Origin of the sequence: Bradyrhizobium sp. CCBAU 11357 (assembly GCF_028128865.1) — a bacterium.
Classification (GTDB): domain Bacteria; phylum Pseudomonadota; class Alphaproteobacteria; order Rhizobiales; family Xanthobacteraceae; genus Bradyrhizobium.
Genome location: NZ_LBJW01000112.1, coordinates 137,407 through 163,611, shown reverse-complemented (window position 1 = coordinate 163,611; position 26,205 = coordinate 137,407). Strand labels below are relative to the sequence as shown.

The following is a 26,205-nucleotide window of genomic DNA, read 5'->3' as shown; positions in this document are numbered from 1 at the left end:
TCATTCGCTGACGGAGCGTGGGCACGCTTCCGCCTTCGCTCGTCGAGCTACGGCGGACAAGTCGCTTTGCCCACCCTACGGCACCGCGCGTGCGGCACACGCTTAACCCGCCAGATCCAGCTTCGAGGCCACCGTCGAATCCGCGTTGAGGCGGTAGATGATCGGCACGCCGGTCGCGAGCTCGCGCTTCAAAATGCCTTCGGGTGAGAGCTTTTCCAGCACCATGATCAGCGCGCGCAGCGAGTTGCCGTGGGCGGCAACCAGCGTGCGCTTGCCGTTGAGCACGCCGGGCAGGATCTCCTGCACGTAGTACGGCAGCGCGCGCGCGAGCGTGTCCTTCAGGCTTTCGCCGCCGGGCGGCGGCACGTCGTAGGAGCGGCGCCAGACATGGACCTGCTCCTCGCCCCATTTCTTGCGGGCGTCGTCCTTGTTGAGACCGGAGAGATCGCCATAGTCGCGCTCGTTCAGCGCGAGGTCCTTTGAGGTCGGCAGGCCCTCCTGGCCGAGCTCGCCGAGGATGAGATCGAGCGTGTGCTGCGCGCGCGTCAAGACCGAGGTGTAGGCGACGTCGAACACGAGGCCCTGCGCCTTCAGCTTGCGGCCGGCTTCCTTGGCTTCCTTCACGCCGAGTTCGGTGAGGTCAGGGTCCTTCCAGCCCGTGAACAGGTTCTTCAGATTCCATTCGCTCTGGCCGTGGCGCACGAGCACGAGGAGACGTTCGCTCATTGACTGCTTTCCGTTGGGTTCGATCAGAAATCGGCGAGGCCGAGCACGTCGGCCATGGAGTAGTGCCCCGGCGCCTTGCCGTGCGCCCATAGTGCCGCCTTGAGCGCGCCGTGCGCGAACAGCATGCGGTCCTCGGCCTGATGCGACAGCGTCAGGCGCTCGAACGCGCCGAGGAAGGTCACGCTGTGATCGCCGGCGACGGTGCCGCCGCGCAAGGAGGCGAAACCGATATGGCCGGGCTTGCGCGCGCCGGTGATGCCGTCACGCCCACGCTCGGAATGGTCATCGAGGGTGACGCCACGCCCGCTGGCTGCGGCCTGGCCCAGCATCAGTGCCGTGCCCGAGGGCGCATCGACCTTCATGCGGTGATGGGTCTCGACGATCTCGATGTCAAAGCTCTGGTCGAGCGCCTTGGCGACGCGCTTGACCACGGCGGCGAGCAGATTGACGCCGAGGCTCATATTGCCCGACTGCACCACGACGGCGCGGTTGGTGACGCTCTTGATCACCGCATTGTCGGAGCCGGACAGCCCGGTCGTGCCGATGACGTGCACGAGGCCGCGTTCGGCGGCGATCGCGACATTGGCGATGGTCGCTGCCGGCACGGTGAAATCGAGGATGCCGTCGGCGTCCTTGGACATCGCCCAGAGATCGGCGGAAAGCTTGATGCCGTTGGCCGGCAGGCCTGCGAGCACGCCGGCATCCTTGCCGAGCAGATCGGAGCCCGGCGCCTCCAGCCCGCCCGCCAGCACCGCACCCTTGCTCTCGGCAATTGCCCGCACCAGCGCCCGGCCCATCCGGCCGCCGGCTCCCGCAACAATCAACCGCATGTCCGACATGGTGTGATCCTCTTCGGAGCCGTTGTAGCGGGGGGAGGCAGTTCCGGCAACCGAGGGGGATCTGGTGCGGTGACGCGCTCTTACCCTCCCCTGGAGGGCCCTGGAGGGGGAGGGTCGGCTCACATTGAGCGCAGCGAAATGTGAGACGGGGTGGGGTGATCTCTCCCCACGGGCACTGTTCGACGTGGAGAGACCGTCACCCCACCCCGCTCGCGCTGCGCGCGATCGACCCTCCCCCTCCAGGGCCCCTCCAGGGGAGGGTAAGAAAGAGCCTCAGCTGTCCTGCGGCTGCGGGCCGTCATAGCCCTCGATGACGATGAGGTCGGCGATCGAGTGCGGCTGGCGCACCTTGATGTTGGCCTGGTATTCCGGCGAGTTGTAGCAGGCGAGCGCGGTCTCGTAGTCCGGGAATTCGATCACGACGTTGCGGTTGCGGCTGGCGCCTTCGACGGCGGTGAACTTGCCGGCGCGGACGACGAAGCGGCCGCCCCATTTCTTGAAGATGGGACCGTTCGCGATCGCGTAGGGCTTGTAGCCCTCGTCATTGCTGACGTCGACACGCCCGATCCAGTAGCCCTTTGCCATTGTTTTTCTCCCTGTTGTTTCGTTGGTTAACCGAGCGCCTGCGCAATCTCGGCGTGGATGGCTTCGGCTGTTGCCTTGGGATCGACGGCCTCGATCACGGGTCGCGCAACGACGAGGTAGTCGGCACCCGCAGCGATCGCGCGTCCGGGGGTCATGATGCGTTTTTGATCGCCAGCGGCCGTGCCGGCCGGCCGGATGCCTGGGGTGACGAGGCTCGTCTGGTGTCCCACGATCTTGCGCAGATTGCCGACCTCCTCCGGCGCGCAGACGATGCCGGCGACGCCAAGCGCCTGCGCTTGCGCCGCCCGCGCTTCGACCAGCTCGGAAACGTGGAGTCGATAGCCCGCCGCATGCAGGTCGTCGTCGTTGTAGGAGGTCAGCACAGTGACGGCGAGAATTTTCAACCCGGAGCCCGCGCAACCTTCGACCGCCGCCTTCATCGTCTGCGGATAGGCATGGACGGTCAGAAAGGTAGCGCCGAGCCTGGTGATGCTCTGAACACCCTGCATCACTGTGTTGCCGATGTCGTGCAGCTTGAGGTCGAGAAAGACCTTCTTGCCGCTGTCGGCAAGCCTGGCGACGAGGGGCAGCCCGCCGGCGTAAGCGAGGCGATAACCGATCTTGTAGAAGGTGACGCTGTCGCTGAGCCTTGCGACCATCGCCTCCGCGGCATCCACGCTGGGCAGATCGAGGCCTACGATCAGGCGGTCCTTCGGGGCGATTTCGGCTGGCGTCATGTCACCTCACATCATGCGTTGGGAAACGTCGATCAACTGCGCGACCAGCTCCTTCAAGGCTGCGATATCGCCCTCGTTCTTCAGCCTGTCCATATCGTCATAGGCCTGGTCGGCAAAGGCGAGCGTGAGCTGGCTCGCAATCACATTGGCGTGGCAGGAGGAGAGGATCAGCCGCAGGGCCTGCAGCGCGCGGGCGGCACCTAAGCGGCTCTGGGACGCGCCGGCAAGCGCGAAGACGCGGTTGCGGAACACCTCGCCGCGCGCCTCGTGCAGCTCGTGCACCCGGCTGACCCAGTCGATCGCGTTCTTCAGCAGCGGCGGCACCGAGGCGTTGTATTCGGGCGAGACGATGAGGACGCCGTGATGTGCGCCGATCATGCGCTTCAGATTGATCGCGTGCTTGGGCACGCCGGATTTGGCCTGGAGATCGCCGTCATAGATCGGCAGCGGAAAATCGGCGAGCGAGATGCGGGTGACGTCGACGCCGGCCTGCGCGAATTCGTAGGCCGCCACCGCCGCCAGCTTCGCATTGTGCGAGCCGGTGCGCAGCGAGCCGGGAATGATCAGGATCTTGGGAGCTGGCATCCAATCCCACGCGTTCGGCGAAACGAGCCCGCCGCGAAAAGGAGGAGCCGGCGGAATTAATGCTTGCGATACACCCAGACGCGCGCCGGCGGAAGGTTCATCCAGATCCGTTCCGAGGCCTCTGTGGACACGCCGGGCAGCGATTTCGGGATCGGCGGCACCACCGCATAGGTGAACTGGATGAAGGGCGCACCAGGCGCGAGCGCGGTGAAGGCATCGCGGACGAGCCGCAGCCGCGTCAGCATCGGTTTTGTGACGAGCGGCAGGCCGGACACGACCGCGCTGGCCGGCGCGCTCAAGACATTCCAGAGCGTGTCGCGCAGGCGATAGGCATCGCCCTGCACCACCTTGGCTTGCGGGTAGCGGTCGCGCAGCAGCGCACAGAAGCCGGGATTGTATTCGACGAGAACGAGACGCTTCTGGTCGACCCCGCGCTCAATCAGCGCGGAGGTGATGGCGCCCGTACCGGGTCCGAGCTCGACCACCGGTGCGTCGGAATCGGGATCGACGTAATGAGCCATGGTCCGTGCCAGCAGCTTGCCGGACGGCATCACCGCGCCCATGTGCAGCGGCTTTTCGATCCACGACCTGAGAAAGCGCACCTCGTCGTCAAGACGAGGCTTCTTCAACGCACGCGCGGACGATGGCAATGGCATGTCGGGACCGGACGGAACCGCGGGACCGCGGCGTGTCAGAAAATGGTCATAAAGACGTATAGGCCGGAGGCGATACGGTCAAGACGAGTCAATTCGCCCGATTGCCGAAGAAATCCTTGACCTTGGCGAAGAAACCCTCGGCTTCCGGCTGGGTGTTGCCGGAGGAGAGCTTTTCAAACTCGGCCAGCAATTCCTGCTGCTTCTTGGTCAGGTTCTGCGGGGTCTCGACCATGACCTGAACGTACATGTCGCCCATCTGGCGCGACCGCAGCACCGGCATGCCCTTTGATGCAATGCGGAATCGTCGGCCCGACTGGGTGCCGGCGGGCACCTTCACCTTGGTCTTGCCCTTGTCGATGGTCGGCACCTCGAATTCGCCGCCGAGCGCGGCGGTCACCATCGAGATCGGCACGCGACAATGCAGGTCGGCGCCGTCGCGCTGGAAGAACTGGTGCTGGGCCAGCGACAGGAAGATGTAGAGATCGCCGGGCGGCCCGCCGCGGACGCCAGCCTCGCCCTCGCCGGCGAGCCTGATCCGTGTGCCGTCCTCGACGCCTTGCGGAATGTTGACCGAGAGCGTCCGCTCGCGGGTCACCCGCCCTTGTCCCGAGCAGGACGGGCAGGCGTCCTCGATCATCTGGCCGCGGCCCTGACAGCCCGGGCAGGTCCGCTCCAGCGTGAAGAAGCCCTGCGACTGCCGCACGCGGCCGGCGCCGCCGCAGGTCGAGCAGGTCTTCGGCTTGGTGCCGGCCTTGGCGCCGATGCCCGAGCAGGCCTCGCAGGTGACCGAGACCGGAATTTCGATCTGCGCGGTCTTGCCACCAAAGGCTTCCTCGAGGGTGATTTCCATGTTGTAGCGCAGGTCGGCGCCGCGCTCGCGGCCGCCGCGGCCGCGCTGTCCGGCCATGCCGAACAGATCCTCGAAGATGTCGGAGAAAGAGGAGGCGAAGCCCGCGCCGAAACCGGCGCCGCCGCCGCCCTGCTCGAAGGCCGCATGGCCGAAGCGGTCATAGGCCGCGCGCTTGTCCTTGTCCTTCAGGACTTCGTAGGCCTCGTTGATTTCCTTGAACTTGACCTCGCTGGTGTCGTCCCCGGGATTGCGGTCGGGGTGGAATTTCATCGCCAGCTTGCGGAAGGACGATTTCAGGACGGAATCGTCAGCGTTGCGTTCGACTTCGAGGGTTTCGTAATAGCAGCGCTTGGTGGACATGGCGGGCTCGGTCTATCCAATCGCGAGTCAGGTCGGAGCGAAACAACGTCGCCACGCGACCATATAGGCAGCCTTCTGCTTTGCGGCAGAGGGCGGCACAACGGCGTTGAGAATAACGGCTGGGAATTGATTGATCGTAACGGGCATCCCGCCCGTCCGTCCCGACACGACGGCCTCCCCCGCGAGGGAGGAGGCCGGTAGCGTGTGTGGGGTCCAAGCCGTCCGCATCGTCACCCTCTCGGGGCTTAAGCGGACTTCTTGTTGTTCTTGTCGTCGTCGACCTCGGTGAATTCCGCGTCGACGACGTCGTCCTTGGCCGCGTCCTTCTTGGCGTCGGCCTCGGCCTGCTGCTTGTACATGGCCTCGCCGAGCTTCATCGAAGCCTGCGCCAGCGTCTGGGTCTTGGCCTTGATCGCCTCGGCATCGTCGCCCTTCAGCGCTTCCTTGAGGTCGCTGACGGCATCCTCGATGGCGCGGCGCTCGCTCTCGGCAACCTTCGAGCCGTGCTCGGCCAAGGCCTTCTCGGTCGAATGCACCAGGCCATCCGCCTCGTTCTTGGCGGTGACGGCCTCGCGGCGCTTCTTGTCGGCCTCGGCGTTGGCCTCGGCGTCCTTGACCATCTTCTCGATGTCGGCTTCCGACAGACCACCCGAGGCCTGGATGCGGATCTGCTGCTCCTTGCCGGTGGCCTTGTCCTTGGCCGAGACGTTGACGATGCCGTTGGCGTCGATGTCGAAGGTCACCTCGATCTGCGGCATGCCGCGCGGGGCCGGCGGAATGCCCATCAGGTCGAACTGGCCGAGCATCTTGTTGTCGGCCGCCATTTCACGCTCGCCCTGGAAGACGCGGATGGTGACGGCATTCTGATTGTCTTCAGCCGTCGAGAACACCTGGCTCTTCTTGGTCGGGATCGTGGTGTTGCGGTCGATGATGCGGGTGAACACGCCGCCCAGCGTCTCGATGCCCAGCGACAGCGGGGTCACGTCGAGCAGCAGCACGTCCTTGACGTCGCCCTGGAGCACGCCGGCCTGGATCGCGGCACCGATCGCCACGACTTCGTCCGGATTGACGCCCTTGTGCGGCTCCTTGCCGAACAGCTGCTTCACGACTTCCTGGACCTTCGGCATGCGCGACATGCCGCCGACCAGCACGACCTCGCCGATCTCACCGGCGGTGACGCCGGCGTCCTTCAGCGCCTTGCGGCAGGGCTCGACGGTCTTCTGGATGAGGTCGTCGACCAGCGCCTCGAACTTGGCGCGGGTGAGCTTCATCGTCAGATGCTTCGGGCCGGTCTGGTCCGCGGTGATGAAGGGCAGGTTGATCTCGGTCTGCGTCGTCGAGGACAGCTCGATCTTGGCCTTTTCAGCGGCTTCCTTCAGACGCTGCAGGGCGAGCTTGTCGTTGCGCAGGTTGATGCCCTGCTCCTTCTGGAATTCGTCGGCGAGATAGCCGACCAGGCGCATGTCGAAATCTTCGCCGCCGAGGAAGGTGTCGCCGTTGGTCGACTTCACCTCGAACACGCCGTCGCCGATTTCGAGAATGGAGATGTCGAACGTGCCGCCGCCGAGGTCGTACACCGCGATGGTGCCGGCCTTGGTCTTGTCGAGGCCATAGGCGAGCGCGGCCGCGGTCGGCTCGTTGATGATGCGCAGCACTTCAAGGCCCGCGATCTTGCCGGCGTCCTTGGTCGCCTGGCGCTGGGCGTCGTTGAAGTAGGCGGGAACGGTGATGACGGCCTGCTCGACCTTCTGGCCGAGATGGGCTTCCGCGGTCTCCTTCATCTTCTGCAAGATGAACGCCGAGACCTGCGAGGGCGAGTAGGTCTGGCCGTCGGCCTCGACCCAGGCGTCGCCGTTGGAAGCCTTCACGATCTTGTAGGGAACGAGCTTCTTGTCCTTCTCGACCATCGGGTCGTCGTAGCGGCGGCCGATGAGGCGCTTCACTGCGAAGAAGGTGCGCTCGGGATTGGTGACGGCCTGGCGCTTGGCCGGCTGGCCGACGAGGCGCTCACCGTCATCCGTGACGGCGACGATCGAAGGCGTCGTGCGCATGCCTTCGGAATTCTCGATGACTTTGGCGTTCTTGCCATCCATCACGGCGACGCACGAATTCGTGGTGCCGAGGTCGATCCCAATGACCTTTCCCATGGTCCTGATATCCTTCTTTTTGCGGCAGGTTGGCTGGGCCCAAGAGGCACCCGAACCGAAACCCCCTAAGATCAAACATCCGCGATATTGCGATGATTGAGGCTCATATAGGAGGGGGGGAGGGGCCCGCAAGGACCGAAGCTACGTTTCTGCCGCTAAAACATTGGGTTTTGGAAGGTGATATCCGGGCTCAACCGCCCTTGCGGGTGAGGAAATATTAACAGGTTCGGGCCTCGGCAAGCCCCTGCACCTGCGGGCCCGGGTCGCCCTGTTACCGCAAGCCCAAACCCGGTAAAAGGCGGACCGGCCGGGCAGCCGCGAGCGCTGCTTCGCGCGACAAAGCGGCCCGGTGGCCAACCATCGAACGGCCTCAATGTGAACCAATCAGAGTGCCCATGAAGCTGATCCGCCCCCTCGCCGCGCTCGCCCTCCTCGCCGCTTCCGCGCTTCCGGCCTGCGCCGCCGACGCCGTGTTTCCGCCCGGCTTGCGTCTCGGCATGGTGCCGCTGATCGGCCTCAGCACGGCCAAGACCTTTCCGGGCTTCGAGAGCGAGGACGGCAGCGTCAAGGTGCTGGTCACCGAGCTGCCGCCGGCGGCCTATGGCGAGGTCGTGAGCGCCTTCAATTCCAATCCCGGCGGGACGGGCGGCGTCAAGCAGGACAAGGTCGAGACCCCCGCGGGTCTTGCCTATTTCACCACCGAAAGCGGCAAGGCCGGCGATACGCCGGTGAAGCGCTATTCGATGATCGTGCCCGGCGCCGGCTTCTCCGGCTATGTCGCGGTGCAGATCCCGGAGAATGCGACCAAGATCTACACGGACGAGGCGGTGCGACAGATGTTCGCGAGCGCCACCACGCGCAGGCAGGTGTCGGCCGAAGAGCAGCTCGCACTGCTGCCGTTCAAGATCACTGATCTCGCCGACTTCAAGGACGTCCGGACGCTGGCACCGGGCTCCAGCATCATCCTCGCCGACGGTGACGAGAGCGCCGGCTACGAGTCAAAGCCGTTCATCATCCTCGGCCTGATCGGCGCCACCCCGCAAGCCGCAGACGACCGCGCCCGCTTCGCCCAGGAGGCAGCGCGCCAGATTCCCGGCGTGCGCGAGTCGCGCATCACCATGTCCGAGCCGATCCGCATCAACGGCCAGCAGGGTTTCGAGACCCGGATCGACGGCGTCAGCGGCAAGGACAAGACCCCGGTCACGGTGGTGCAGTGGATCCGTTTCTCCACCGGCGGCACCTCGCTGCGCATCATCGCCAGCGCCCCGCGCGACCAGTGGCAAGCCGCCTTCACCCGCTTCCGCGCCGTGCGCGACGGGATTCAGCCGAAGGGGTGAGGCCCGAGGCTTCAACACACTCAGTGCCATCTCCGCCTAGTGCGCAATTGCGCACGGGGGCGGGGATCCATACCGCGTGACCTCACGGTTGCAGTCGGATACAGTACCAACGAAGAGTTTTCGCCACACGTCTCCCTGTGGTTATGGATCCCGGGCTCGCGCTTTGCGCGCCCCGGGATGACGATGATGTTGGGGCGATCAGCCCAACCGCTCATCAAAGCGGGCTGCATTTTCGGGCTTCTGTTCGTACACGAACGGAACTAGGCTTCCTCCCGTTGGATCATCCTGGAGGGAGGCATACATGCTGGTTCGGCGACAAGTCTTGGCAATGCTTGGAACGACGGCGCTGGCGACGCTGGCGCCAACCGCGCTGCTCGCGGCCGCATCGATCAAGCCGGACGATGCATCCGCGCTGCTCGTGATCGACGTGCAGAACTGCTTCCTGCCCGGCGGCAGCCTCGCGGTGAAGGAAGGCGAGCAGGTGGTGCCCGTCATCAACAAGATCTCGAAGGCATTTGCGAACGTGGTGCTGACGCAGGACTGGCACACGCCGGGCCACGTTTCGTTTGCGTCGGTTCATGCCGGCAAGAAGCCGTTCGAAACGGTCGATCTTCCCTACGGCAAGCAGGTGCTGTGGCCGGACCATTGCGTGCAGGGCACCGACGGCGCGGCGCTGTCGAAGGACCTCTCGATCCCGCACGCCGAGCTCATCATCCGCAAGGGTTTTCACAAGGACGTCGACAGCTATTCGGCCTTCCTCGAAGCCGACGGCAAGACCTCGACGGGGCTCGCCGGCTACCTGAAGGGCCGCAAAATCAAGCGCGTCTTCGTCGCTGGCCTCGCGACAGACTTCTGCGTCGCCTGGACCGCGCTCGACGCACGCAAGGCGGGCTTCGAGGTCTATGTGGTGGAAGACGCCTGCCGCGGCATCGACACGCAGGGCTCGCTGGCAAAGGCCTGGGCCGACATGGCCAAGGCCGGCGTGAAGCGGATTCAGTCTGCGGATATCGCGGTGAGCGCGTAAAGCAGCGCCGTCATTCCGGGGCGCGCGTCAGCGCGAGCCCGGAATCCATTCCACGGTTGTCTCTGCTGCTAAATGGATTCCGGGCTCGCGACTTCGTCGCGCCCCGGAATGACACAACACTTAGTTCGCCGCGCTGCTCGATTCGTTGTTGTTCGCCGCGGGCGCGGGCTTCGCACCGCCCTTGGCGACGCCGACCAGCGCCGGGCGCAGCACGCGCTCGCCGATGGTGTAGCCGTCCTGCATGATCTGCACCACGGTGCCCGACGGCACCGAGGCATCGGGCACTTCGTACATCGCCTGGTGGAAGTTCGGGTCGAACTTCTGGCCCTGCGGATCGAGCTTCTTCACGCCGTGCTTTTCCAGCGCGTTGAGCAGCGAGCGCTCGGTGAGCTCGACGCCCTCGATCAGTGCGATCAGGCCGGGATCGGCCGCGGCACGCGCTTCGGCCGGAACGGCATCGAGCGCACGCTGAAGATTGTCGGCGATATCGAGCACGTCGCGGGCGAAGCCGGTGATGCCGTAGAGGCGGGCGTCAGCGACCTCCTTGCTGGTGCGCTTGCGCAAGTTCTCCATCTCGGCCAGCGTCCGCAGCATGCGGTCGCGCGCCTCGGCGGCTTCCTTCTGCAACGTCTCGACCGCGCCGGGCTCGGGATCGTCGGGCATGATGTAGGGTTTCGACACCACGGGCTCGCCGGTCGCTGCAGTCGTGTCTTCGGGTTGCCGGTCTTGCTCGGTCATCGGCTCTGGTCTCGAACTGGTTTCAGGGATGTTGGCCCGGATATCGTGCTTAAGCCCACGAAAATCAAGCGCCCGTGATTGGCGGAAAGGCCGGTCAGCCCCCCAAGAGGCGGCTGACGATGCGGGCGGCGTAGTCCACGGTCGGGATCACGCGGGCATAATTCAGCCGCGTTGGGCCGATCACGCCGAGAACGCCGACGATATGGCCGGCGGCATCCCGATAGGGCGAGATGATGGTGGACGACCCCGACAGCGAGAACAGCTTGTTCTCACTGCCGATGAAGATCCGCACGCCTTCGGCGGTCTCGGCCCGGCCGAGCAGGTCGATCACGCCGCGCTTGGTCTCGAGATCGTCGAACAACAGCCGCACCCGCTCCAGATCCTCCAGCGCATGCAGGTCTTCGAGCAGATTGGCATGGCCGCGGACGATGAGCTGGCGGTCCTCATTCTCGCCGCCGGACCAGCTCGCGATGCCGGCCGAGATCACTTTCTGTGTCAGCTGATCGAGCTCGGCTCGGGCCTCGCCGAGTGCGGTCTCGAGCTCGAGCCGCGCCTCGGCCAGGGTGCGGCCGCGGATCCGCGCATTGAGGAAATTGCCGGCCTCGGTCAGCGCCGAGGATGGAACTCCGGGCGGCAGCGTCAGCACGCGGTTTTCGACCTGGCCGTCCTCGCCGACCAGGATGACCAGCGCTTTTTCCGGTTCCAGGCGGACGAATTCGATGTGCTTCAGCCGCGCATTGGATTTCGGCGTCAGCACAACGGCGGCGGCCCGGGTCAGGCCGGAGAGCCGCATCAAGGCCTGGTCCAGCGCCGCCTCGACCGATTGCGCCTCGCCGACGGAGGAGAGCTGGCTCTGGATCGACTGCCGCTCGGCCTCGTTGAGGTCGCCGACCTGCATCAGTGCGTCGACGAAGAAGCGCAGGCCCAGTTCCGTCGGCAGTCGGCCGGCGGAGGTGTGCGGGGCATAGATCAGGCCAAGCTGTTCCAGGTCGGCCATGACGTTGCGGACCGAGGCCGGCGACAGCGGCATGGCGATCAGGCGGGAAATGTTGCGCGAGCCGACCGGCTCACCGGTCGCGAGATAGCTTTCGACAATTTGACGAAAGATGTCGCGGGAACGCTCGTTGAGCTGGGCAAGGCCTGCGCGCGGCGCGATCAGATGGATCGGATCGTGATGGGCCACAGACGGCAACTCCTCTCAGATACTTATAATTTGTCCATCCGGGCCGCTTCTGACAAGCGTGGCGTTTGCAGGCCGACGGCCAGGGGGTGAATAAGCCCTTGCCGCCCACCCCCGCCCCACCTACAAGCACCGCGAACAGCCTTTTCCCGTGAGTTTTTGGAGATTTCCCATGCGGCCAAGCCGCCGTGCGCCCGACGAATTGCGCCCCGTGACGCTGGAGCGCGGCGTGGTCAAATATGCGGAAGGCTCGTGCCTGGTGAAATTCGGCGACACCCATGTGCTGGTCACCGCCACGCTGGAGGAGCGCCTGCCGCCGTGGCTGAAGGGCCAGGGCCGCGGCTGGGTCACCGCCGAATACGGCATGCTGCCGCGCGCGACCTCCGAACGTACCCGCCGCGAGGCCTCCGCCGGCAAGCAGAGCGGCCGAACGGTCGAGATCCAGCGGCTGATCGGCCGCTCGCTTCGCACCATCGTCGATCTCGAAGCGCTCGGCGAGCGCCAGATCACGGTCGATTGCGACGTGCTCCAGGCCGACGGCGGCACCCGCACGGCCTCGATCACCGGCGCCTGGGTCGCGCTTGCCGATTGCCTCAACTGGATGAAGGCGCGCAACATGGTGAAGACCAACGTGCTGCGCGACAACGTCGCCGCGATCTCCTGCGGCATCTACAACGGCACGCCGGTGCTCGATCTCGACTATGCCGAGGATTCGGAAGCCGAGACCGATGCCAATTTCGTCATGACCGGGGACGGCCGCATCATCGAGGTGCAGGGCACCGCGGAACGCGAGCCGTTCACGCAGGACGAGTTCCTGAAGCTGATCGCCCTGGCGCAGAAGGGCATCGCGCGCCTGGTGGACTTGCAGAAACTGGCCGTGGCGTAGTCAATAGGCCCATGCACCGCCGAATCACGGACAAGCTCGTCATCGCCACCCACAATCCCGGCAAGCTCGCCGAGATGAGGGAGCTGCTCGCGCCGTACGGGATCGAGGCGGTGTCGGCCGGCGAGCTCGGCCTGGACGAGCCCGAGGAAACCGGCAACGATTTCCGCAGCAACGCCGCGATCAAGGCGATCGCCGCAGCGCAGGCGACCAAGCTTCCCTCCTTCGCCGACGATTCCGGCATCGTGGTCGACGCGCTCGACGGCGCGCCCGGAATCTACAGCGCGCGCTGGGCCGGCCCGACCAAGGATTTCAACGCGGCGATGACTCAGATCGAGCGCCTGCTGCAGGAGCGCGGCGCCACCACGCCGGACAAGCGCAAGGCACACTTCGTCTCCGCGCTTTGCGTCGCCTGGCCCGACGATCATCTCGAAGAGGTCGAGGCGCGCGTCGACGGTACGCTGGTCTGGCCGCCGCGCGGCACCGCCGGCTTCGGTTACGATCCGATGTTCCTGCCGGACGGCTACGATCGCACTTTCGGCGAGATGGAAAGCATCGAAAAACACGGCCTGCCGCCGCTTGGCCTAGGCCTGTCGCATCGCGCCCGCGCCTTCGTGAAACTGGCGGAGATCTGCCTTGAGCCGCGCTAAGGAAGCCTTCGGCGTCTACGTGCACTGGCCGTTCTGCCTGTCGAAGTGCCCCTATTGCGACTTCAACAGCCACGTCCGCCACGCCGCGATCGACGAGGCGCGGTTTGCAGCCGCCTTCGCGCGCGAGATCGCAACGACTGCCGAGCGCGTGCCCGGCCGCGAGGTCACCTCGATCTTCCTCGGCGGCGGCACGCCCTCGCTGATGCAGCCCGCCACCGTTGGCGCGGTGTTAGATGCGATCGGCAAGCACTGGACCGTCGCCGGCGACGTCGAGGTGACGCTGGAAGCGAACCCGACCAGCGTCGAAGCCACGCGCTTTGCCGGCTATCGCATCGCCGGCGTCAACCGCGTCTCGCTCGGCGTGCAGGCGCTCGACGACGCCTCGCTGAAGGCGCTCGGCCGCATGCACAGCGCGCGCGAGGCGCTCGATGCCGTCGCCATCGCACGCCGCGCGTTCGACCGCTATTCGTTCGACCTGATCTACGCCCGGCCCGACCAGACGCCGGCGATGTGGGCCGACGAGCTCGGGCACGCCATCGATGAAGCGGCCGAGCATCTGTCGCTCTATCAATTGACGATCGAGGAAGGCACGCCGTTCTTCGGCCTGCACCAGGCCGGCAAGCTGAAGACGCCGGACGAAGCGGTCGCACGCGCGCTCTACGACGTCACGCAGGAGACCTGCGACAAGCTCGGCCTGCCCGCCTACGAGATCTCCAATCACGCGCGGCGCGGCGCCGAGTGCCGGCACAATCTGGTGTATTGGCGCGGCGAGGAATATGCCGGCATCGGCCCCGGCGCACATGGCCGCCTCGACATCGACGGGATCAGGCACGCCACCGCCACCGAGAAGCGTCCCGAGGCGTGGCTGATGCGGGTCGAGAGCAACGGCGACGGCGTCGTCAGCGACGAGCTCCTCAACAGCGAGGAGCGCGCCGACGAATTCCTGCTGATGGGACTGCGTCTTGCCGAAGGCATCGATCCCGAGCGCTACAGGGCCCTCGCCGGCCGCCCGCTCGACCCCCGCCGCATCGCGCTCTTGCGCGAGGAAGGCGCGATCACCGTGGATGGCACGGGACGCCTGCGCGTGACCAGCAGCGGATTTCCGGTGCTGGATGCGGTGGTCGCGGATCTGGCGGCGTAAGGAGCTCTCGTAGGGTGGGCAAAGGCGCACCTTGCGCCGTGCCCACCATCTCTCAACAAGATCGCGTGAATTGGTGGGCACGCTTCGCTTTGCCCACCCTACGACACCGTCGTCCTGAAGCTACGCCCCAAAGCTCTTCGGCGATCCCGCCACCGCAGCACCGCCGCCTTGCGTCACCTTCATCACGGCAAGGCCACGTTCATTGGTGCCATCCGCGCGGAAGCGGAACAGGCCGTCGATGCCGGCAAAGCCGGAGGGGTTGGTGAGCACGTCGGAGGAGAAGCGCTGGCCGCCTTGCGTGCGCGCCAGCGCGGCGACGAGCGCGACCGCATCATAGGCGAGCGTTGCGGTGCGGATCGGCTCCGCGCCGTATTTGGTGCGGTAGCGGCCGGAGAAGGCGCGGAAGCCGGCCGGGTCGGGCGCGGCGTAAAGGCCGCCCTGCAGCGCGGCGCTGGCATAGACGCGCGGATTGTCCCACAGGCCGGTACCGAGCAGCTGGATGTTGCGCAGGTTCGCGCCCGCGGCCGTCATGGCATCCGCCACTGACACGACCGCATCACCGTCATCGGCAATGAACAGCGCGTCCGCGCTGCCGAGCTGCTGCGCCACCGTGCGCGCGGGGGTGGCACGATCGGCGCCATATTTCTCGAACGTGACGATGCGCCCGCCCCGCCGCGGCACCGCCGCCTTCACCGCGGCCTCGACGACATTGCCATAGGCGTTGTCGGGTACCAGCACGGCGAAGGAGCGCTTTCCGATGCCGCCGGAATATTCGACGATGCGGTTGACGTCGGACTCCGGCAGGAACGAGAGCAGATAGACGCCGCGGCCGGCGATGCTGGAATCGGTCGAGAACGCGATCACCGGGATGCCGCGCGTGCGCGCGACCTGCGCCACCGCGGGCACCGATTGCGCAAACAGCGGCCCGAGGATGATCTCGGCGCCCTCGTCGACCGCCTGCTGCGCGCCGGCTTGCGCGCCTTGCGGGCTGCCATTGTCGTCCTTGATCAGGAGCTGGATGTTCGGGTTCTGGAACTCGGCCAGCGCCATCTCGGAGGCATTGCGCATCGATTGCGCGGCGAGCCCGGCGTTACCGGCAGCGGAGAGCGGCAGGATCAGACCGACCTTCACGCCGCCGGTGCCGGCAGTCGTCGCCTGCTGCTGGGGACCTGCCGGCTGGGTCGGCGGTGCGGAGCTCGAGAACGGGTTGGAGAATTGGCTGAGACTTTGCTGCACGCCGGCGCAGGCCGACAGCACGGGCGCGCCGAGCAACAGGCCGAGCGCAGTCCGCCGGGTCGCCCCTGGCGATCGGGACCCTGGAACGGGAGACTTTGGATGACGCGGGCCGACCATGGCAGCTTCTCTTCTGACCGGCCGTGCGCCAGCCGATCACGACATTGCTTTCCACGACACAGGCCGCGGATTCAGGCAGTGTGTCGGCAAATAGTTAACCAAAACAAAAGGATAACAACCGCTTAACGCGGCCCCCGTCCCGTCCCGGCAGCTCTTTACCGTCACTCATTCACTCATCAAGGCGGCGTTTCCGTCGCGAATATGGCGCGAGGGCCTTCCTCCCTCCCGACGTGATCTTCGACCGATCACATTCCCGTCCGTATCTTCGACCGATCACATTCCCGTCCGTTCCTCGCCCCTCACCTCGGCACGATCTTTTTCGGCGAGCCGGTTCCCAGCCCCACAGATCGTGCCTAAGTTGACTTCATTATGCGCGCAAAGCCGGCCCCGATAAATACGCCTGAAGCTCAAGACGCCGCCTCGCGCGGTTTCTCCATCGATGCCCATCGGCTCGCGGCGCCGAAGGCGGCTCCAGGCCTCCATCTGGTCGCGACCCCGATCGGCAATCTCGGCGACATCACCGTGCGGGCGCTGCAGACGCTCGCCGGCGTCGACATCGTCGCCTGCGAGGACACCCGCATCACGCGCCGCCTGACCGAGCGCTATGCGATCGCGGCACAGCTCAAGCCCTATCACGAGCACAATGCGGAGGCGGCACGCCCGAAGATTCTGGAAGCGCTGGCGCAAGGCGGCTCGGTCGCGCTGGTGTCGGACGCCGGCACGCCGCTGATCTCCGACCCCGGCTTCAAGCTGGTGCGCGAGGTCTGCGCCGCCGGCCATGCGGTTTACGCACTGCCCGGCCCGTCCTCTGTACTAGCGGCGTTGTCCGTCGCAGCCCTGCCGACCGACCGGTTCTTCTTCGAAGGCTTTTTGCCGGCGAAATCCGCGGCGCGAAAGTCGCGCCTCGCCGAGCTCGCGCGGATCGACGCGACGCTGGTGATGTTCGAATCCGGCAACCGCGTGCAGGATACGCTCGCCGATCTCGCCGAGATCATGGGGGCGCGCGAGGCTGCGATCTGCCGCGAGCTGACCAAGCTGCATGAGGAGATTTCGCGCGCACCATTGAGCGAGCTGGCGCGCGAGGCCGATACGCTGGAGACGCGCGGCGAATTCGTGCTGGTGATCGCGCCGCCCGCGGCCGACGCCGAGGTTCTGACATCGGACGCGCTCGATGGTCTGTTGCGCGAGCAGCTTGCCGCGCACAGCGTCAAGGATGCCGTGGCGCATGCGGTCGCGCTCTCGGGCCGGCCGCGCCGCGAGGTCTATGCCCGCGCGCTCGAGCTCGCAAAGGATTCGCGGGGCGGCGATGGCGAAGACTGAGACTCCTGCGGAGCCAAAGGTCGCCTCGCCGGAGCGCGTGGCGGCGTTCCAGACGGGGATCTCCGCGGAGAGCCGCGCCGCCGCCTACCTGATGGCCAAGGGCTACCGCATTCTCGCCAAACGTTACCGCACGCCGCATGGCGAGATCGACATCGTGGCGCGGCGCCGCAACCTGATCGCCTTCGTCGAGGTCAAGGCACGTGCCACGCTGGACGACGCCGCTTTCGCCGTGACGCCGCGCCAGCAGCAGCGCATCATCGACGCCGCCCAAGGCTGGCTCGCAGCGCATCCCGAGCATGCCGAATTCGAATTGCGATTCGACGCCATGCTGATTGCGCCGCGCTCGCTTCCGCGCCATGTGTTGGCGGCATTCGACGCCTCGACCTGAAAGGCAGCCCATGAAACTGAACGTCGCCGTCCAGATGGACCCCATCGCCCGCATCAACATCAAGGGCGATTCCACCTTCGCGCTGCTCTTGGAGGCGCAGAAGCGCGGCCATGGCCTGTCCTATTACACGCCCGACAAGCTCTCGATGGTCGGCGACGAGCTGGTCGCACCGGTTCAGCTCCTGACCGTGCGCGACGAGCCCGGCGACCATTTCACCCTCGGCGAGCCCAAGCGCGAGGCGCTGAACGGGTTCGACGTGGTGCTGCTCCGCCAGGATCCGCCGTTCGACCTCGCCTACATCACCTCGACGCATTTCCTCGAGCGCATCCATCCGAAGACGCTGGTGGTCAACGATCCCGCCTCGGTGCGCAACGCGCCGGAAAAGCTGTTCGTGATGAATTTTCCGCAGCTGATGCCGCCGACGCTGATCTCGCGCGACCTCGACGAGATCAACGCGTTCCGCGACAAGCACGGCGCCGTCGTCATGAAGCCGCTGCACGGCCATGGTGGCGCGGCGGTGTTCCGCGTGATGCCGCAGGACATGAATTTCGGCTCGCTGTTCGACATGTTCTCGGTGACGTTCAGGGAGCCCTGGGTGATCCAGCAGTTCATCCCCGAGGTGAAGCACGGCGATAAGCGCATCATCCTGGTCGACGGCGAGTTCGCCGGCGCGGTGAACCGCGTGCCGGCGGCGGACGACCTCCGCTCCAACATGGTGCGCGGCGGCGCGGCGCAGGAGACCGAGCTCACGCCGCGCGAGCGCGAGATCTGCGCCACCGTCGGCCCGGCGCTGCGCGAGCGCGGCCTGTTGTTCGTCGGCATCGACGTCATCAACGGCAATCTCACCGAGATCAACGTGACCTCGCCCACCGGCATCCGCGCCATCGCACGGCTCGGCGGCCCCGACGTCGCGGCGAAGATCTGGGACGTGATCGAAGCGAAGCGGAAGAAGTAGAGCTCTGCGCGTAGCTACCTCGCGCGCGCTAACTCCATATTCACCATGATGCCCCCGCGCGTCGTTCGAACGCGCGCTTCGCCTTGCGTGAATCTACGGAGCCGTTGGCCGACCCGATAACGCCGCGTTCACCATCTGCCGAAAACCAGCATCGCGGCCAGCGATCACGTTCGGCCTCGCAACACCCCTTATACTTTTGCTGCCTACTCATCGACGCGGGGGAACACGCCAGGTGCGGTTCGAGTGCCCCGCGTAAGAGTAGAAGCGTATGAATACCGCACGCATTGTCGTTCTCGTCATCGCTCTCGGCGCCGGCGGCGTCGCTGCATATCTGGCGAGCGGCTACCAGAATCCGCCCGCGGCCACCTTGCCCGTCGCCGAGAAGCTGCCGACGGTCGAGGTCCTCATCGCCAAGAACGACATCCAGCTCGGCCAGGCCGTGAAGCCCGAGGACCTGCAATGGCAGGCCTGGCCCGCGGCGACCGCCAGCAGCGCCTTCATCCGCCGCGACAGCAGGCCCGAGGCCCCGACTCAGATCGCAGGCTCGATCGCGCGCGTGCCGCTGATGCAGGGCGAGCCGATCCGCGAGCAGAAGCTGGTCAAGGCCGAAGGCTCCGGCTTCATGGCCGCGATCCTGCCGTCCGGAATGCGCGCCGTCTCCACCGAGATTTCAGCCGAAACCGGCGCCGGCGGCTTCATCCTGCCGAACGACCGCGTCGACATCGTCCTGACCCGCCGGCTGAAGAATCCGGACGGCGGCAACAGCAACGGCCCGACCGGCGGCAACGACCTCATCTTGTCGGAGGTCATTCTCACCAACATCCGCGTGCTCGCGATCGACCAGGCTCCGAGGGAAAAGGAGGGCCAGAACGCGGTCGTCGGCAAGACCGTCACGCTCGAGCTCCGGCCCGACCAGATCGCCACGCTTTCAGCCGCACGGCAGGGCGGCACTCTGACACTCGCACTGCGCAGCATCGTCGATGCCAACGCAGTCGACGGCACGCCCGAGGACCAGGCGATCAAGCGCCCGGGCGGCGTGAACGTGATCCGTTACGGCGTCCAGGCACGGCAACTGACGTCGCAGAAGTGATGGGGACAGCATGAACTACGGGGGTGATCGGACGGGCCTGCGCATTCGGGGGAAGCGCGCGCGCTCGGTCCTGACGGGGACGATCTTGATGCTGGGGCTGCTCGCGGCTCACGGCGTCGTCAGTGCCGCGGAGGCGCCGGTCGGCGACCAGGCGCCGATGCAGGCGTCGGATCTCAGCGTATCGTCGGTCGGGACGATCGCACCGGCGCGGTCGCGCTTTCTGTCGCTCGGCATCGGCAAGTCCGTCGTCATCGACCTGCCGCGCGAGGTCAAGGACGTGCTGGTGGCCGATCCCAAGATCGCCAATGCGGTGATCCGCTCGGCCCAGCGCGCCTATATCATCGGTGGCCAGGTCGGCCAGACCAACGTCGTGTTCTTCGCCGCGGACGGCCAGCAGGTCGCCTCCTACGACATCGCGGTGAAACGTGACCTCAACGGCATGCGTGCAGCGCTGCGCCAGTCCCTGCCAGGAGTCCAGATCGAAGGCGTCGGCGACAGCGTGATGCTGACCGGCTCGGTGTCGAGCCCGGTCGAGGCCCAGCAGGCCGGCGATGTCGCCGCAAAGCTCGTCGGCGGTTCGGACAAGGTCGTCAACAACATCGTCGTGCGCGGCCGCGATCAGGTCATGCTCAAGGTCGTGGTCGGCGAGGTCCGCCGCGACATCGTCAAGCAGCTCGGTGTCGATCTCAGCGCCAGCCTGAACGCCGGCACCGCCGTGGTGAATTTCAACAATTCCAACCCGTTCTCGGTCTCCGGCGGGCCGATCGTCGGCAGCAATGGGCTCGGCGTCACCGGGCTCGCCAAGGGCGTCGCCACCGTCAACGCGACGATGCGGGCGATGGAGAGCGCCGGTGTCATGCGCACGCTGGCCGAGCCGAGCCTGACCGCAATCTCGGGCGAATCCGCCACTTTCGTCGCCGGCGGCGAATTTCCGATCCCCGGGGGTTATGCCTGCGATCCGGTCACACACGTCTGCACCACCCAGGTCACCTACAAGAAGTTCGGCATCTCCCTGAACTTCACCCCGGTCGTGCTCAGCGAGGGCCGCATCAGCCTGCGCGTGATGACCGAAGTCTCGGAGCTGTCGAACACCAACTCGATCACGTTGACGCAGTCGGTGTCCGCGAGCTCGACCAACTCGATCACCATTCCATCGATCCAGACCCGCCGCGCCGAAACGACGCTGGAAATTCCCTCGGGCGGCTCGATGGCGATGGCCGGCCTGATCCAGCAGCAGACCAAGCAAGCGATCAACGGACTGCCTGGTGTCGACCAGGTGCCGATCATCGGTGCGCTGTTCCGCAGCCAGGATTTCGTCAACAACGAGACCGAGCTGATGGTGATCGTGACGCCCTATGTGGTGCGCGCGGTCGCCCAGAAGGAATTGTCGCGGCCCGACGACGGCTTCGCGCCGGCCTCGGACGCGCAGAGGGCGCTGCTCGGCCGGGTCAACCGCCTCTACGGCGTCGCGACCCGTATCGATCCGGTCGCCGGCATGCCGGGTGATTTCGGCTTCATCATCGACTGAGACGAACGGTTTGGGGACCGGGCAAGACACGGGGCAAGAGGGGATCAGGCGATGACGAAGACGAGAGCCGATCGACGTCGCAACGTCAGCATCGCGCTGGCACTGACGGGGTTGTCCGTCATGCTGGGCGCCTGCAACACCACCGAGATCGTCACCCAGACGGTGCCGACCGATTATCGCCAGCGCCATCCGATCGCGGTGCAGGAAGGCAAGAAGTCGATCGTGATCTTCGTCGGCAAGAGCAGAGGCGGTCTCTCGGCTGCGCAGCATGCGGATGTTGCTGGCATCGCGCGGGACTGGGTGCGCGAAGGCAGCGGCTCCGTCGTCGTCGACGTGCCCGTCGACACCGCCAATTCGCGCGCGGCGTCCGCGACCTATCACGAGATCCGCTCGGTGCTCACGTCCGGCGGCGTGCCGTCGCGCGCCATCGTCCAGCGTCCTTATCGCCCTGAAGATCCCGGGCTGCTGCCCACCATCCGCCTCAGCTATTCGAAGATCACCGCGGTCGCCGGCCCTTGCGGGCTGTGGCCGGAAGACATCGGCCCCAACATCCTCGATCCCGGCTACAACGAGAACCGGCCCTATTTCAATCTGGGCTGCGCCAGCCAGCGCAATCTCGCGGCGATGATCGACAACCCGGCCGACCTCGAGCAACCGCGCGCCGAGACGCCCGCCTATACCGCACGGCGCGACATCGCGTTCGAGCGCTATCGCAAGGGCACGACGACGACGACCACCTATCCCGAATCCGACAAGGCCAAACTCAGCGACACCGGCAGATGACAGCCATCCATGACGAAGACACGGACGATCCGCAGCACCCCGAGGAACATATCGCGCCGGTTCCTCGCATTTCGGTGCAAGCCTTTTGCGAGACCGAGCAGACGCTCAAGGCGGTGACGGCGGCTGGCCAGGATCGCCGGCTCGCCAAGGCCCACCTCAGCGCCAAGGACGGCGGCCTTGCCGCGGCGATCGAAGCCTATGAATCCATGCCGACGCCGAACGTGATCGTCATCGAGTCCGACGGCACGCGCGACATCCTCGAGGGACTGGACGATCTCGCCGGCGTCTGCGATCCCGGCACCCGCGTCGTCGTGATCGGCAGCCCCAGCGACACCGCGCCCTATCGCGAGCTGGTGCGCCGCGGCGTCAACGACTACGTGGTCGGACCGGTCGAGACGCTCGACGTGGTCCGCTCGATCTGCAGCCTGTTCTCGGCCTCCGAGGCCATCATCACCGGCCGCGTCATCGCGGTGGTCGGCGCCAAGGGCGGCGTCGGCGCGTCCACGGTCGCGCATAATCTGGCCTGGACCATCGCCCGCGACCTTTCGCTCGATTCCGTCGTGATCGATCTCGACCTCGCCTTCGGCACCGCGGGCCTCGACTACAACCAGGATCCGGTGCAGGGCATCGCCAATGCGGTGCTGTCGCAGGACCGGCCGGACACGGCGCTGATGGAGCGCCTGCTCGCCAAATGCACCGATCGCCTCAGCCTGTTGGCGGCGCCCGCCACGCTCGACCGCGTCTACGATTTCGGCGCCGAAGCCTTTGACGCGGTGTTCGACACGCTGCGCATGACGACGCCCTGCATCGTGCTCGACGTTCCGCATCAATGGTCCGGCTGGACCCGCCGCGCGCTGGTGAACGCCGACGACATCGTGATCGTGGCCGAGCCCGATCTCGCCAATCTGCGCAACACCAAGAACATGCTAAGCGTGCTGAAGGCGGCGCGACCGAACGACCGGCCGCCGCTGTATTGCATCAACCAGGTCGGCATGCCCAAGCGCGCGGAGATCGAGGTCAAGGCCTTCGCCAAGACCATGGAGAGCCAGCCGATCGCGGTGATCCCGTTCGATTCGAAACTGTTCTCGACCGCGGCCAATAACGGCCAGATGATCGCGGAAGTCTCCAGGAGCCACCGCACCACCGTTCTGTTTCAGAACATGGCGAACCGCCTCGCCGGCCGCGGCGAGGTGAAGAAGCCGAAGCGCTCGCTGCTCGAGCCGCTTTTGAAGAAGCTGAAGGGCAAGTCAGGACGCGGCTCGGCCCCGCATCGCAAGGCGTCGTAGGCGCAGCTTATTCGAGCATGATCTCCGCGCAAACGCGTTCCGCGTTTGTCGCGAGGGAAAACCGCTACACACTTTGCGCTAGCGCGGCCCTTCGGGTCCGGATCATGCTTTAGGGCGGATTACCTGTCCGCCCGCTGCTGCTTCTTCGCCAGCAGCTGCTTCAGCGCCGCGACCTTGGCCGCGGCCTGGTCCGGCGGCAAATCTGCCTTCACGAGGATTTCAGCCTCGGCCTCGCGACCCTGCAATCCCAGCACGAGCGCCAGATTGGCGCGGACCCGCGCATCGTTCTGATTGCGCTGATAGGCGCGGCCGAGCACCTGTTCGGCCTTCGACAGATTGTTTTGCAACATATAGGACAGGCCGAGATTGGACAGCACGGTCGGCTCGTTCGGCACGATCTTCAACGCCGCGGCGTAATATTGCTGCGCTTCCTCGTTGCGGCCGAGCTGATCGAGCACTGCGCCCTGCGCCGACAGGATGCGCCAATCGGGATCCTCGGGCGAATGCGCCCGGCCGAGGACGTCGAAGGCCTGCTGGAAATTGCCGTTGTCGGCGAGTGCGCGGCCATAGCCGGCGAGCAGCGCCTTGTTGCCGGGATGGGCGAGCACGGCCTGCTCGAGCACCGCGACCGCCTGCGCGCGCTGGCCGCTGTCGCGCAGCGCCTTGCCGTATTCGATCGCCATTGCGGGATCGCCGGGCTTGGCGCGATAGCGCTCGCGAAGTGCGTCCATCTCCGGCCTGGCGTCGGCCCTGGTGTCAGACTTGGCGCCGTCCTTGGCGGCGGACTCCTTCTTGCCGCCGAGCGCGCCGGTGACGTCCTCGATGCCGGTGGTCTGACAGCCGCCGAGGGCAAGGATCAGGACGGCAGAACACAGATATCTCGCCGGGGAAAAAGCGAGGGACGAACGCTTGGACATACTCTGATCACTCGGCAACTGATCAGAGATGCTTACCGATTAACGCTAAAGTCCCGTTAAGGAGGCGGGCCCGTCGAGGTTCAGTCGACGAATTCGGCACCGAATTCGCAGCCGATGCGCCAGCGCAGGCGGCATTGGCGGGAATAATCGGGCGCGAAGATGATGGTGAATTGCGGCGGCACTTCCAAAAATTCCGCCACCACTTTCACGCCGCCATCCGAAATGTCCGTGATCGTGCAATCCCGCGGCAGCGAGCCCGCGCCAAAATGGATCTTGGCGAGACGGCTGCACACCCGACGTTCGCTTCTCCGGCGATTTGCAAGCATTTACTTTTCACCCGTTAGACCACGGCCCATCCCGCAGGCCTAGCAGTAGCGGACATTCGTTGGGATGTGCTGAGGACAGCCGACCGCATTCGAGACGTAGTTTCCGCGGCGCGTTTACGTCTGGTTAGGATTTGGCCCGGCGCCGGGAGATCGTTCCCGTATTGTTCTTGCGGAACAGGTCGCGCTCTGCTACCCCTAATTGCAGGACAAAGCAGGCTGGTTCGGCATGGTTCAGCGGGTTTCCACCGTCGCCTTTGAGGGGATCGAGGCCCGCGCGGTCGACGTGCAGGTGCAGGTCGCGCCCGGCCTGCCGGCCTTCGCCATCGTCGGCCTGCCGGACAAGGCAGTGTCGGAGGCGCGCGAGCGGGTGCGCTCGGCGCTGATCGCCTCGGGGCTGGCACTGCCGGCGCGGCGGATCATCGTCAATCTGGCCCCCGCCGACCTGCCCAAGGAGGGCAGCCATTACGACCTGCCGATCGCGCTCGGGCTGATGGCGGCAATCGGCGCGATCCCGCCGGATGCGCTGACCGGCTTTACCGTGCTCGGCGAGCTCGGCCTCGACGGCTCGATCGCGCCCGTGGCCGGCGTCCTCCCCGCCGCGATTGGCGCCAATATGCGCGAGGAAGGGCTGATCTGCCCGGCATCCTGCGGCTCCGAAGCGGCGTGGGCGAGCCCGGACATTCAGATCATAGCCGCACACTCGCTGATCCAGATCGCCAACCATTTCAAGGGCACGCAGGTGCTGTCGCGACCGACGCCGAAGGTGCACGAGGCCGCCGCCTCGCCGCTCGACCTGCGCGACATCAAGGGCCAGGAGAGCGCCAAGCGCGCGCTGGAGATCGCGGCCGCCGGCGGCCATCATCTGCTCATGATCGGCGCGCCGGGCGCGGGCAAATCGATGCTGGCCGCGCGCCTGCCCTCGATCCTGCCGCCGCTCTCGCCAGGCGAGTTGCTGGAGGTCTCGATGATCGCCTCCGTCGCCGGCGAGATCGAAGGCGGCGCGCTGACGGCGCGGCGCCCGTTCCGCTCGCCGCATCATTCCGCCAGCATGGCAGCCCTCACCGGCGGCGGCGCGCGCGCCAAGCCCGGCGAGATCTCGCTGGCGCATCAGGGCGTGCTGTTCCTCGACGAATTGCCGGAGTTCGATCCGCGCGTGCTGGATTCGCTGCGCCAGCCGCTGGAGAACGGCGAGGTCGCGGTGTCGCGGGCCAATCATCGCGTCACCTACCCTGCCCGCTTCATGCTGGTCGCGGCGATGAATCCCTGCCGCTGCGGCAATGCGTTCGAGCCCGGCTATGCCTGCAAGCGCGGCCGCATCGACCGCTGCACCGGCGATTACCAGGCGCGCATCTCCGGTCCTCTGATGGACCGCATCGATCTGCGCATCGAAGTGCCGGCGGTGACCGCCGCCGACCTGATCCTGCCGCCACCGGCGGAGGGATCGGTCGAGGTTGCCGCCCGCGTGGCGGCTGCGCGCGACATCCAGCTGGCGCGCTATGCGGATGCAGGCCTGCCCCATGTCCGCACCAATGCCGAGGCCCCCGCCTCCGTGCTGGAGGAGATCGCAAAGCCGGACGCGCAGGGTCAGAAACTGCTGCGCGACGCCGCCGAGACGATGCGCCTGTCGGCGCGCGGCTATCACCGCGTGCTGCGCGTGGCGCGCACGCTGGCCGACCTCGACCATGCCGACAAGATCGGCCGCCTCCACCTTGCCGAGGCGCTGTCCTACCGCGCACTCGCGGAGGATGTGCGCCAATTGGCGTAAGCGCCGCGCGCGTCAACCCGGCGGTAACGACTTTCCTTTACGCTCTGCAAACCATA

At 66.2% G+C, this 26,205-nt stretch carries 26 protein-coding genes; 13 read left to right on the top strand and 13 right to left on the bottom strand.

The genetic code is table 11. The features are described from left to right. Positions 1–102: 102 nt before the first annotated feature. The 8 genes from XI05_RS34745 to dnaK form a co-directional block, all read right to left on the bottom strand. Positions 103–726 carry a 2,3-bisphosphoglycerate-dependent phosphoglycerate mutase gene (locus XI05_RS34745; protein WP_271510315.1) on the bottom strand — a complete coding sequence of 208 codons (624 nt, stop codon included), beginning with the start codon at positions 724–726 and terminating at the stop codon, positions 103–105. Between the two features lie 23 nt (positions 727–749). Beyond that, on the bottom strand, positions 750–1,565 hold the full coding sequence (gene dapB, locus XI05_RS34740) for a 4-hydroxy-tetrahydrodipicolinate reductase (RefSeq protein ID WP_271510313.1): 816 nt from the start codon (positions 1,563–1,565) through the stop codon (positions 750–752). Between the two features lie 273 nt (positions 1,566–1,838). Next, entirely contained in the window at positions 1,839–2,150 is a 312-nt protein-coding gene (locus XI05_RS34735) for a DUF1330 domain-containing protein (RefSeq protein ID WP_271510311.1), read from the bottom strand. Positions 2,151–2,176: 26 nt separating this feature from the next. Continuing rightward, on the bottom strand, positions 2,177–2,887 hold the full coding sequence (gene pyrF, locus XI05_RS34730) for an orotidine-5'-phosphate decarboxylase (protein WP_271510309.1): 711 nt from the start codon (positions 2,885–2,887) through the stop codon (positions 2,177–2,179). 6 nt (positions 2,888–2,893) lie between these two features. Next, complete coding sequence (locus XI05_RS34725; RefSeq protein WP_172787785.1) at positions 2,894–3,472, bottom strand: NADPH-dependent FMN reductase; 579 nt, start codon at positions 3,470–3,472, stop codon at positions 2,894–2,896. Positions 3,473–3,528: 56 nt separating this feature from the next. Continuing rightward, positions 3,529–4,128: a class I SAM-dependent methyltransferase gene (locus tag XI05_RS34720; RefSeq protein WP_172787786.1), complete on the bottom strand. Its 600-nt coding sequence runs from the start codon at positions 4,126–4,128 to the stop codon at positions 3,529–3,531. Between the two features lie 88 nt (positions 4,129–4,216). After that, the gene (gene dnaJ / locus XI05_RS34715; RefSeq protein WP_271510306.1) at positions 4,217–5,338 is read right to left on the bottom strand and encodes a molecular chaperone DnaJ; all 1,122 of its coding nucleotides are present in this window, start codon (positions 5,336–5,338) and stop codon (positions 4,217–4,219) included. Between the two features lie 245 nt (positions 5,339–5,583). Continuing rightward, entirely contained in the window at positions 5,584–7,485 is a 1,902-nt protein-coding gene (gene dnaK, locus XI05_RS34710) for a molecular chaperone DnaK (protein WP_036003245.1), read from the bottom strand. A 395-nt stretch (positions 7,486–7,880) separates the two neighbouring features. Here dnaK and XI05_RS34705 point away from each other — a divergent pair, with 395 nt between their 5' ends. Together XI05_RS34705 and pncA are read left to right on the top strand one after the other, a co-directional pair. After that, positions 7,881–8,822, top strand: coding sequence for a hypothetical protein (locus XI05_RS34705; protein WP_212257822.1), 942 nt, complete (start codon positions 7,881–7,883; stop codon positions 8,820–8,822). Positions 8,823–9,123: 301 nt separating this feature from the next. Then, positions 9,124–9,846: a bifunctional nicotinamidase/pyrazinamidase gene (gene pncA, locus XI05_RS34700; protein WP_172787789.1), complete on the top strand. Its 723-nt coding sequence runs from the start codon at positions 9,124–9,126 to the stop codon at positions 9,844–9,846. A 120-nt stretch (positions 9,847–9,966) separates the two neighbouring features. Here pncA and grpE read toward each other — a convergent pair whose 3' ends face one another. Continuing rightward, the gene (grpE, locus tag XI05_RS34695; protein ID WP_271510304.1) at positions 9,967–10,584 is read right to left on the bottom strand and encodes a nucleotide exchange factor GrpE; all 618 of its coding nucleotides are present in this window, start codon (positions 10,582–10,584) and stop codon (positions 9,967–9,969) included. Positions 10,585–10,678: 94 nt separating this feature from the next. Further along, entirely contained in the window at positions 10,679–11,767 is a 1,089-nt protein-coding gene (gene hrcA / locus XI05_RS34690) for a heat-inducible transcriptional repressor HrcA (protein ID WP_091882505.1), read from the bottom strand. Positions 11,768–11,936: 169 nt separating this feature from the next. On the opposite strand from hrcA, the gene rph reads away from it, so the two are divergent. Genes rph through hemW form a run of 3 tightly spaced genes read left to right on the top strand, consistent with a single transcriptional unit; the run spans position 11,937 to position 14,438 of the window. After that, a complete protein-coding gene (rph, locus tag XI05_RS34685) occupies positions 11,937–12,650 on the top strand; it encodes a ribonuclease PH (protein WP_172787791.1) in 714 nt (237 codons plus the stop codon). Between the two features lie 11 nt (positions 12,651–12,661). Then, positions 12,662–13,297 (top strand): RdgB/HAM1 family non-canonical purine NTP pyrophosphatase, encoded by a 636-nt coding sequence (rdgB, locus tag XI05_RS34680; protein WP_271510302.1) that lies wholly within the window; start codon positions 12,662–12,664, stop codon positions 13,295–13,297. After that, positions 13,284–14,438 (top strand): radical SAM family heme chaperone HemW, encoded by a 1,155-nt coding sequence (hemW, locus tag XI05_RS34675; protein WP_271510299.1) that lies wholly within the window; start codon positions 13,284–13,286, stop codon positions 14,436–14,438. The genes rdgB and hemW overlap by 14 nt, the downstream gene beginning before the upstream one ends. Positions 14,439–14,558: 120 nt before the next feature. Here hemW and XI05_RS34670 read toward each other — a convergent pair whose 3' ends face one another. Continuing rightward, the gene (locus XI05_RS34670; protein WP_271510297.1) at positions 14,559–15,791 is read right to left on the bottom strand and encodes a penicillin-binding protein activator; all 1,233 of its coding nucleotides are present in this window, start codon (positions 15,789–15,791) and stop codon (positions 14,559–14,561) included. Positions 15,792–16,160: 369 nt separating this feature from the next. Here XI05_RS34670 and rsmI point away from each other — a divergent pair, with 369 nt between their 5' ends. From rsmI to XI05_RS34635, 7 genes are all read left to right on the top strand, one after another. Continuing rightward, the gene (gene rsmI, locus XI05_RS34665) at positions 16,161–17,111 is read left to right on the top strand and encodes a 16S rRNA (cytidine(1402)-2'-O)-methyltransferase (RefSeq protein WP_271510295.1); all 951 of its coding nucleotides are present in this window, start codon (positions 16,161–16,163) and stop codon (positions 17,109–17,111) included. Beyond that, positions 17,098–17,499, top strand: a complete 402-nt coding sequence (locus XI05_RS34660) for a YraN family protein (RefSeq protein WP_172787796.1) — start codon at positions 17,098–17,100, stop codon at positions 17,497–17,499. The genes rsmI and XI05_RS34660 overlap by 14 nt, the downstream gene beginning before the upstream one ends. A gap of 10 nt (positions 17,500–17,509) precedes the next feature. Then, positions 17,510–18,454 carry a glutathione synthase gene (gene gshB, locus XI05_RS34655; RefSeq protein ID WP_271510293.1) on the top strand — a complete coding sequence of 315 codons (945 nt, stop codon included), beginning with the start codon at positions 17,510–17,512 and terminating at the stop codon, positions 18,452–18,454. Between the two features lie 268 nt (positions 18,455–18,722). After that, positions 18,723–19,544 carry a Flp pilus assembly protein CpaB gene (gene cpaB / locus XI05_RS34650; RefSeq protein WP_271510291.1) on the top strand — a complete coding sequence of 274 codons (822 nt, stop codon included), beginning with the start codon at positions 18,723–18,725 and terminating at the stop codon, positions 19,542–19,544. A 10-nt stretch (positions 19,545–19,554) separates the two neighbouring features. Further along, positions 19,555–21,072, top strand: coding sequence for a type II and III secretion system protein family protein (locus XI05_RS34645; protein WP_271510289.1), 1,518 nt, complete (start codon positions 19,555–19,557; stop codon positions 21,070–21,072). Positions 21,073–21,123: 51 nt separating this feature from the next. Next, positions 21,124–21,855 (top strand): CpaD family pilus assembly protein, encoded by a 732-nt coding sequence (locus XI05_RS34640; RefSeq protein WP_271510287.1) that lies wholly within the window; start codon positions 21,124–21,126, stop codon positions 21,853–21,855. After that, complete coding sequence (locus tag XI05_RS34635) at positions 21,852–23,141, top strand: AAA family ATPase (RefSeq protein WP_271510286.1); 1,290 nt, start codon at positions 21,852–21,854, stop codon at positions 23,139–23,141. The genes XI05_RS34640 and XI05_RS34635 overlap by 4 nt, the downstream gene beginning before the upstream one ends. 119 nt (positions 23,142–23,260) lie before the next feature. Here the strand turns inward: XI05_RS34635 and XI05_RS34630 are convergent, their stop codons facing one another. Then, entirely contained in the window at positions 23,261–24,058 is a 798-nt protein-coding gene (locus XI05_RS34630; protein WP_271510283.1) for a tetratricopeptide repeat protein, read from the bottom strand. 80 nt (positions 24,059–24,138) lie between these two features. Continuing rightward, entirely contained in the window at positions 24,139–24,384 is a 246-nt protein-coding gene (locus tag XI05_RS34625; protein ID WP_018644993.1) for a PilZ domain-containing protein, read from the bottom strand. Between the two features lie 226 nt (positions 24,385–24,610). Between XI05_RS34625 and XI05_RS34620 the strand changes: the two genes are divergently transcribed. Beyond that, positions 24,611–26,149, top strand: a complete 1,539-nt coding sequence (locus XI05_RS34620) for a YifB family Mg chelatase-like AAA ATPase (RefSeq protein ID WP_271510279.1) — start codon at positions 24,611–24,613, stop codon at positions 26,147–26,149. The last annotated feature ends 56 nt before the right edge of the window (positions 26,150–26,205 follow it).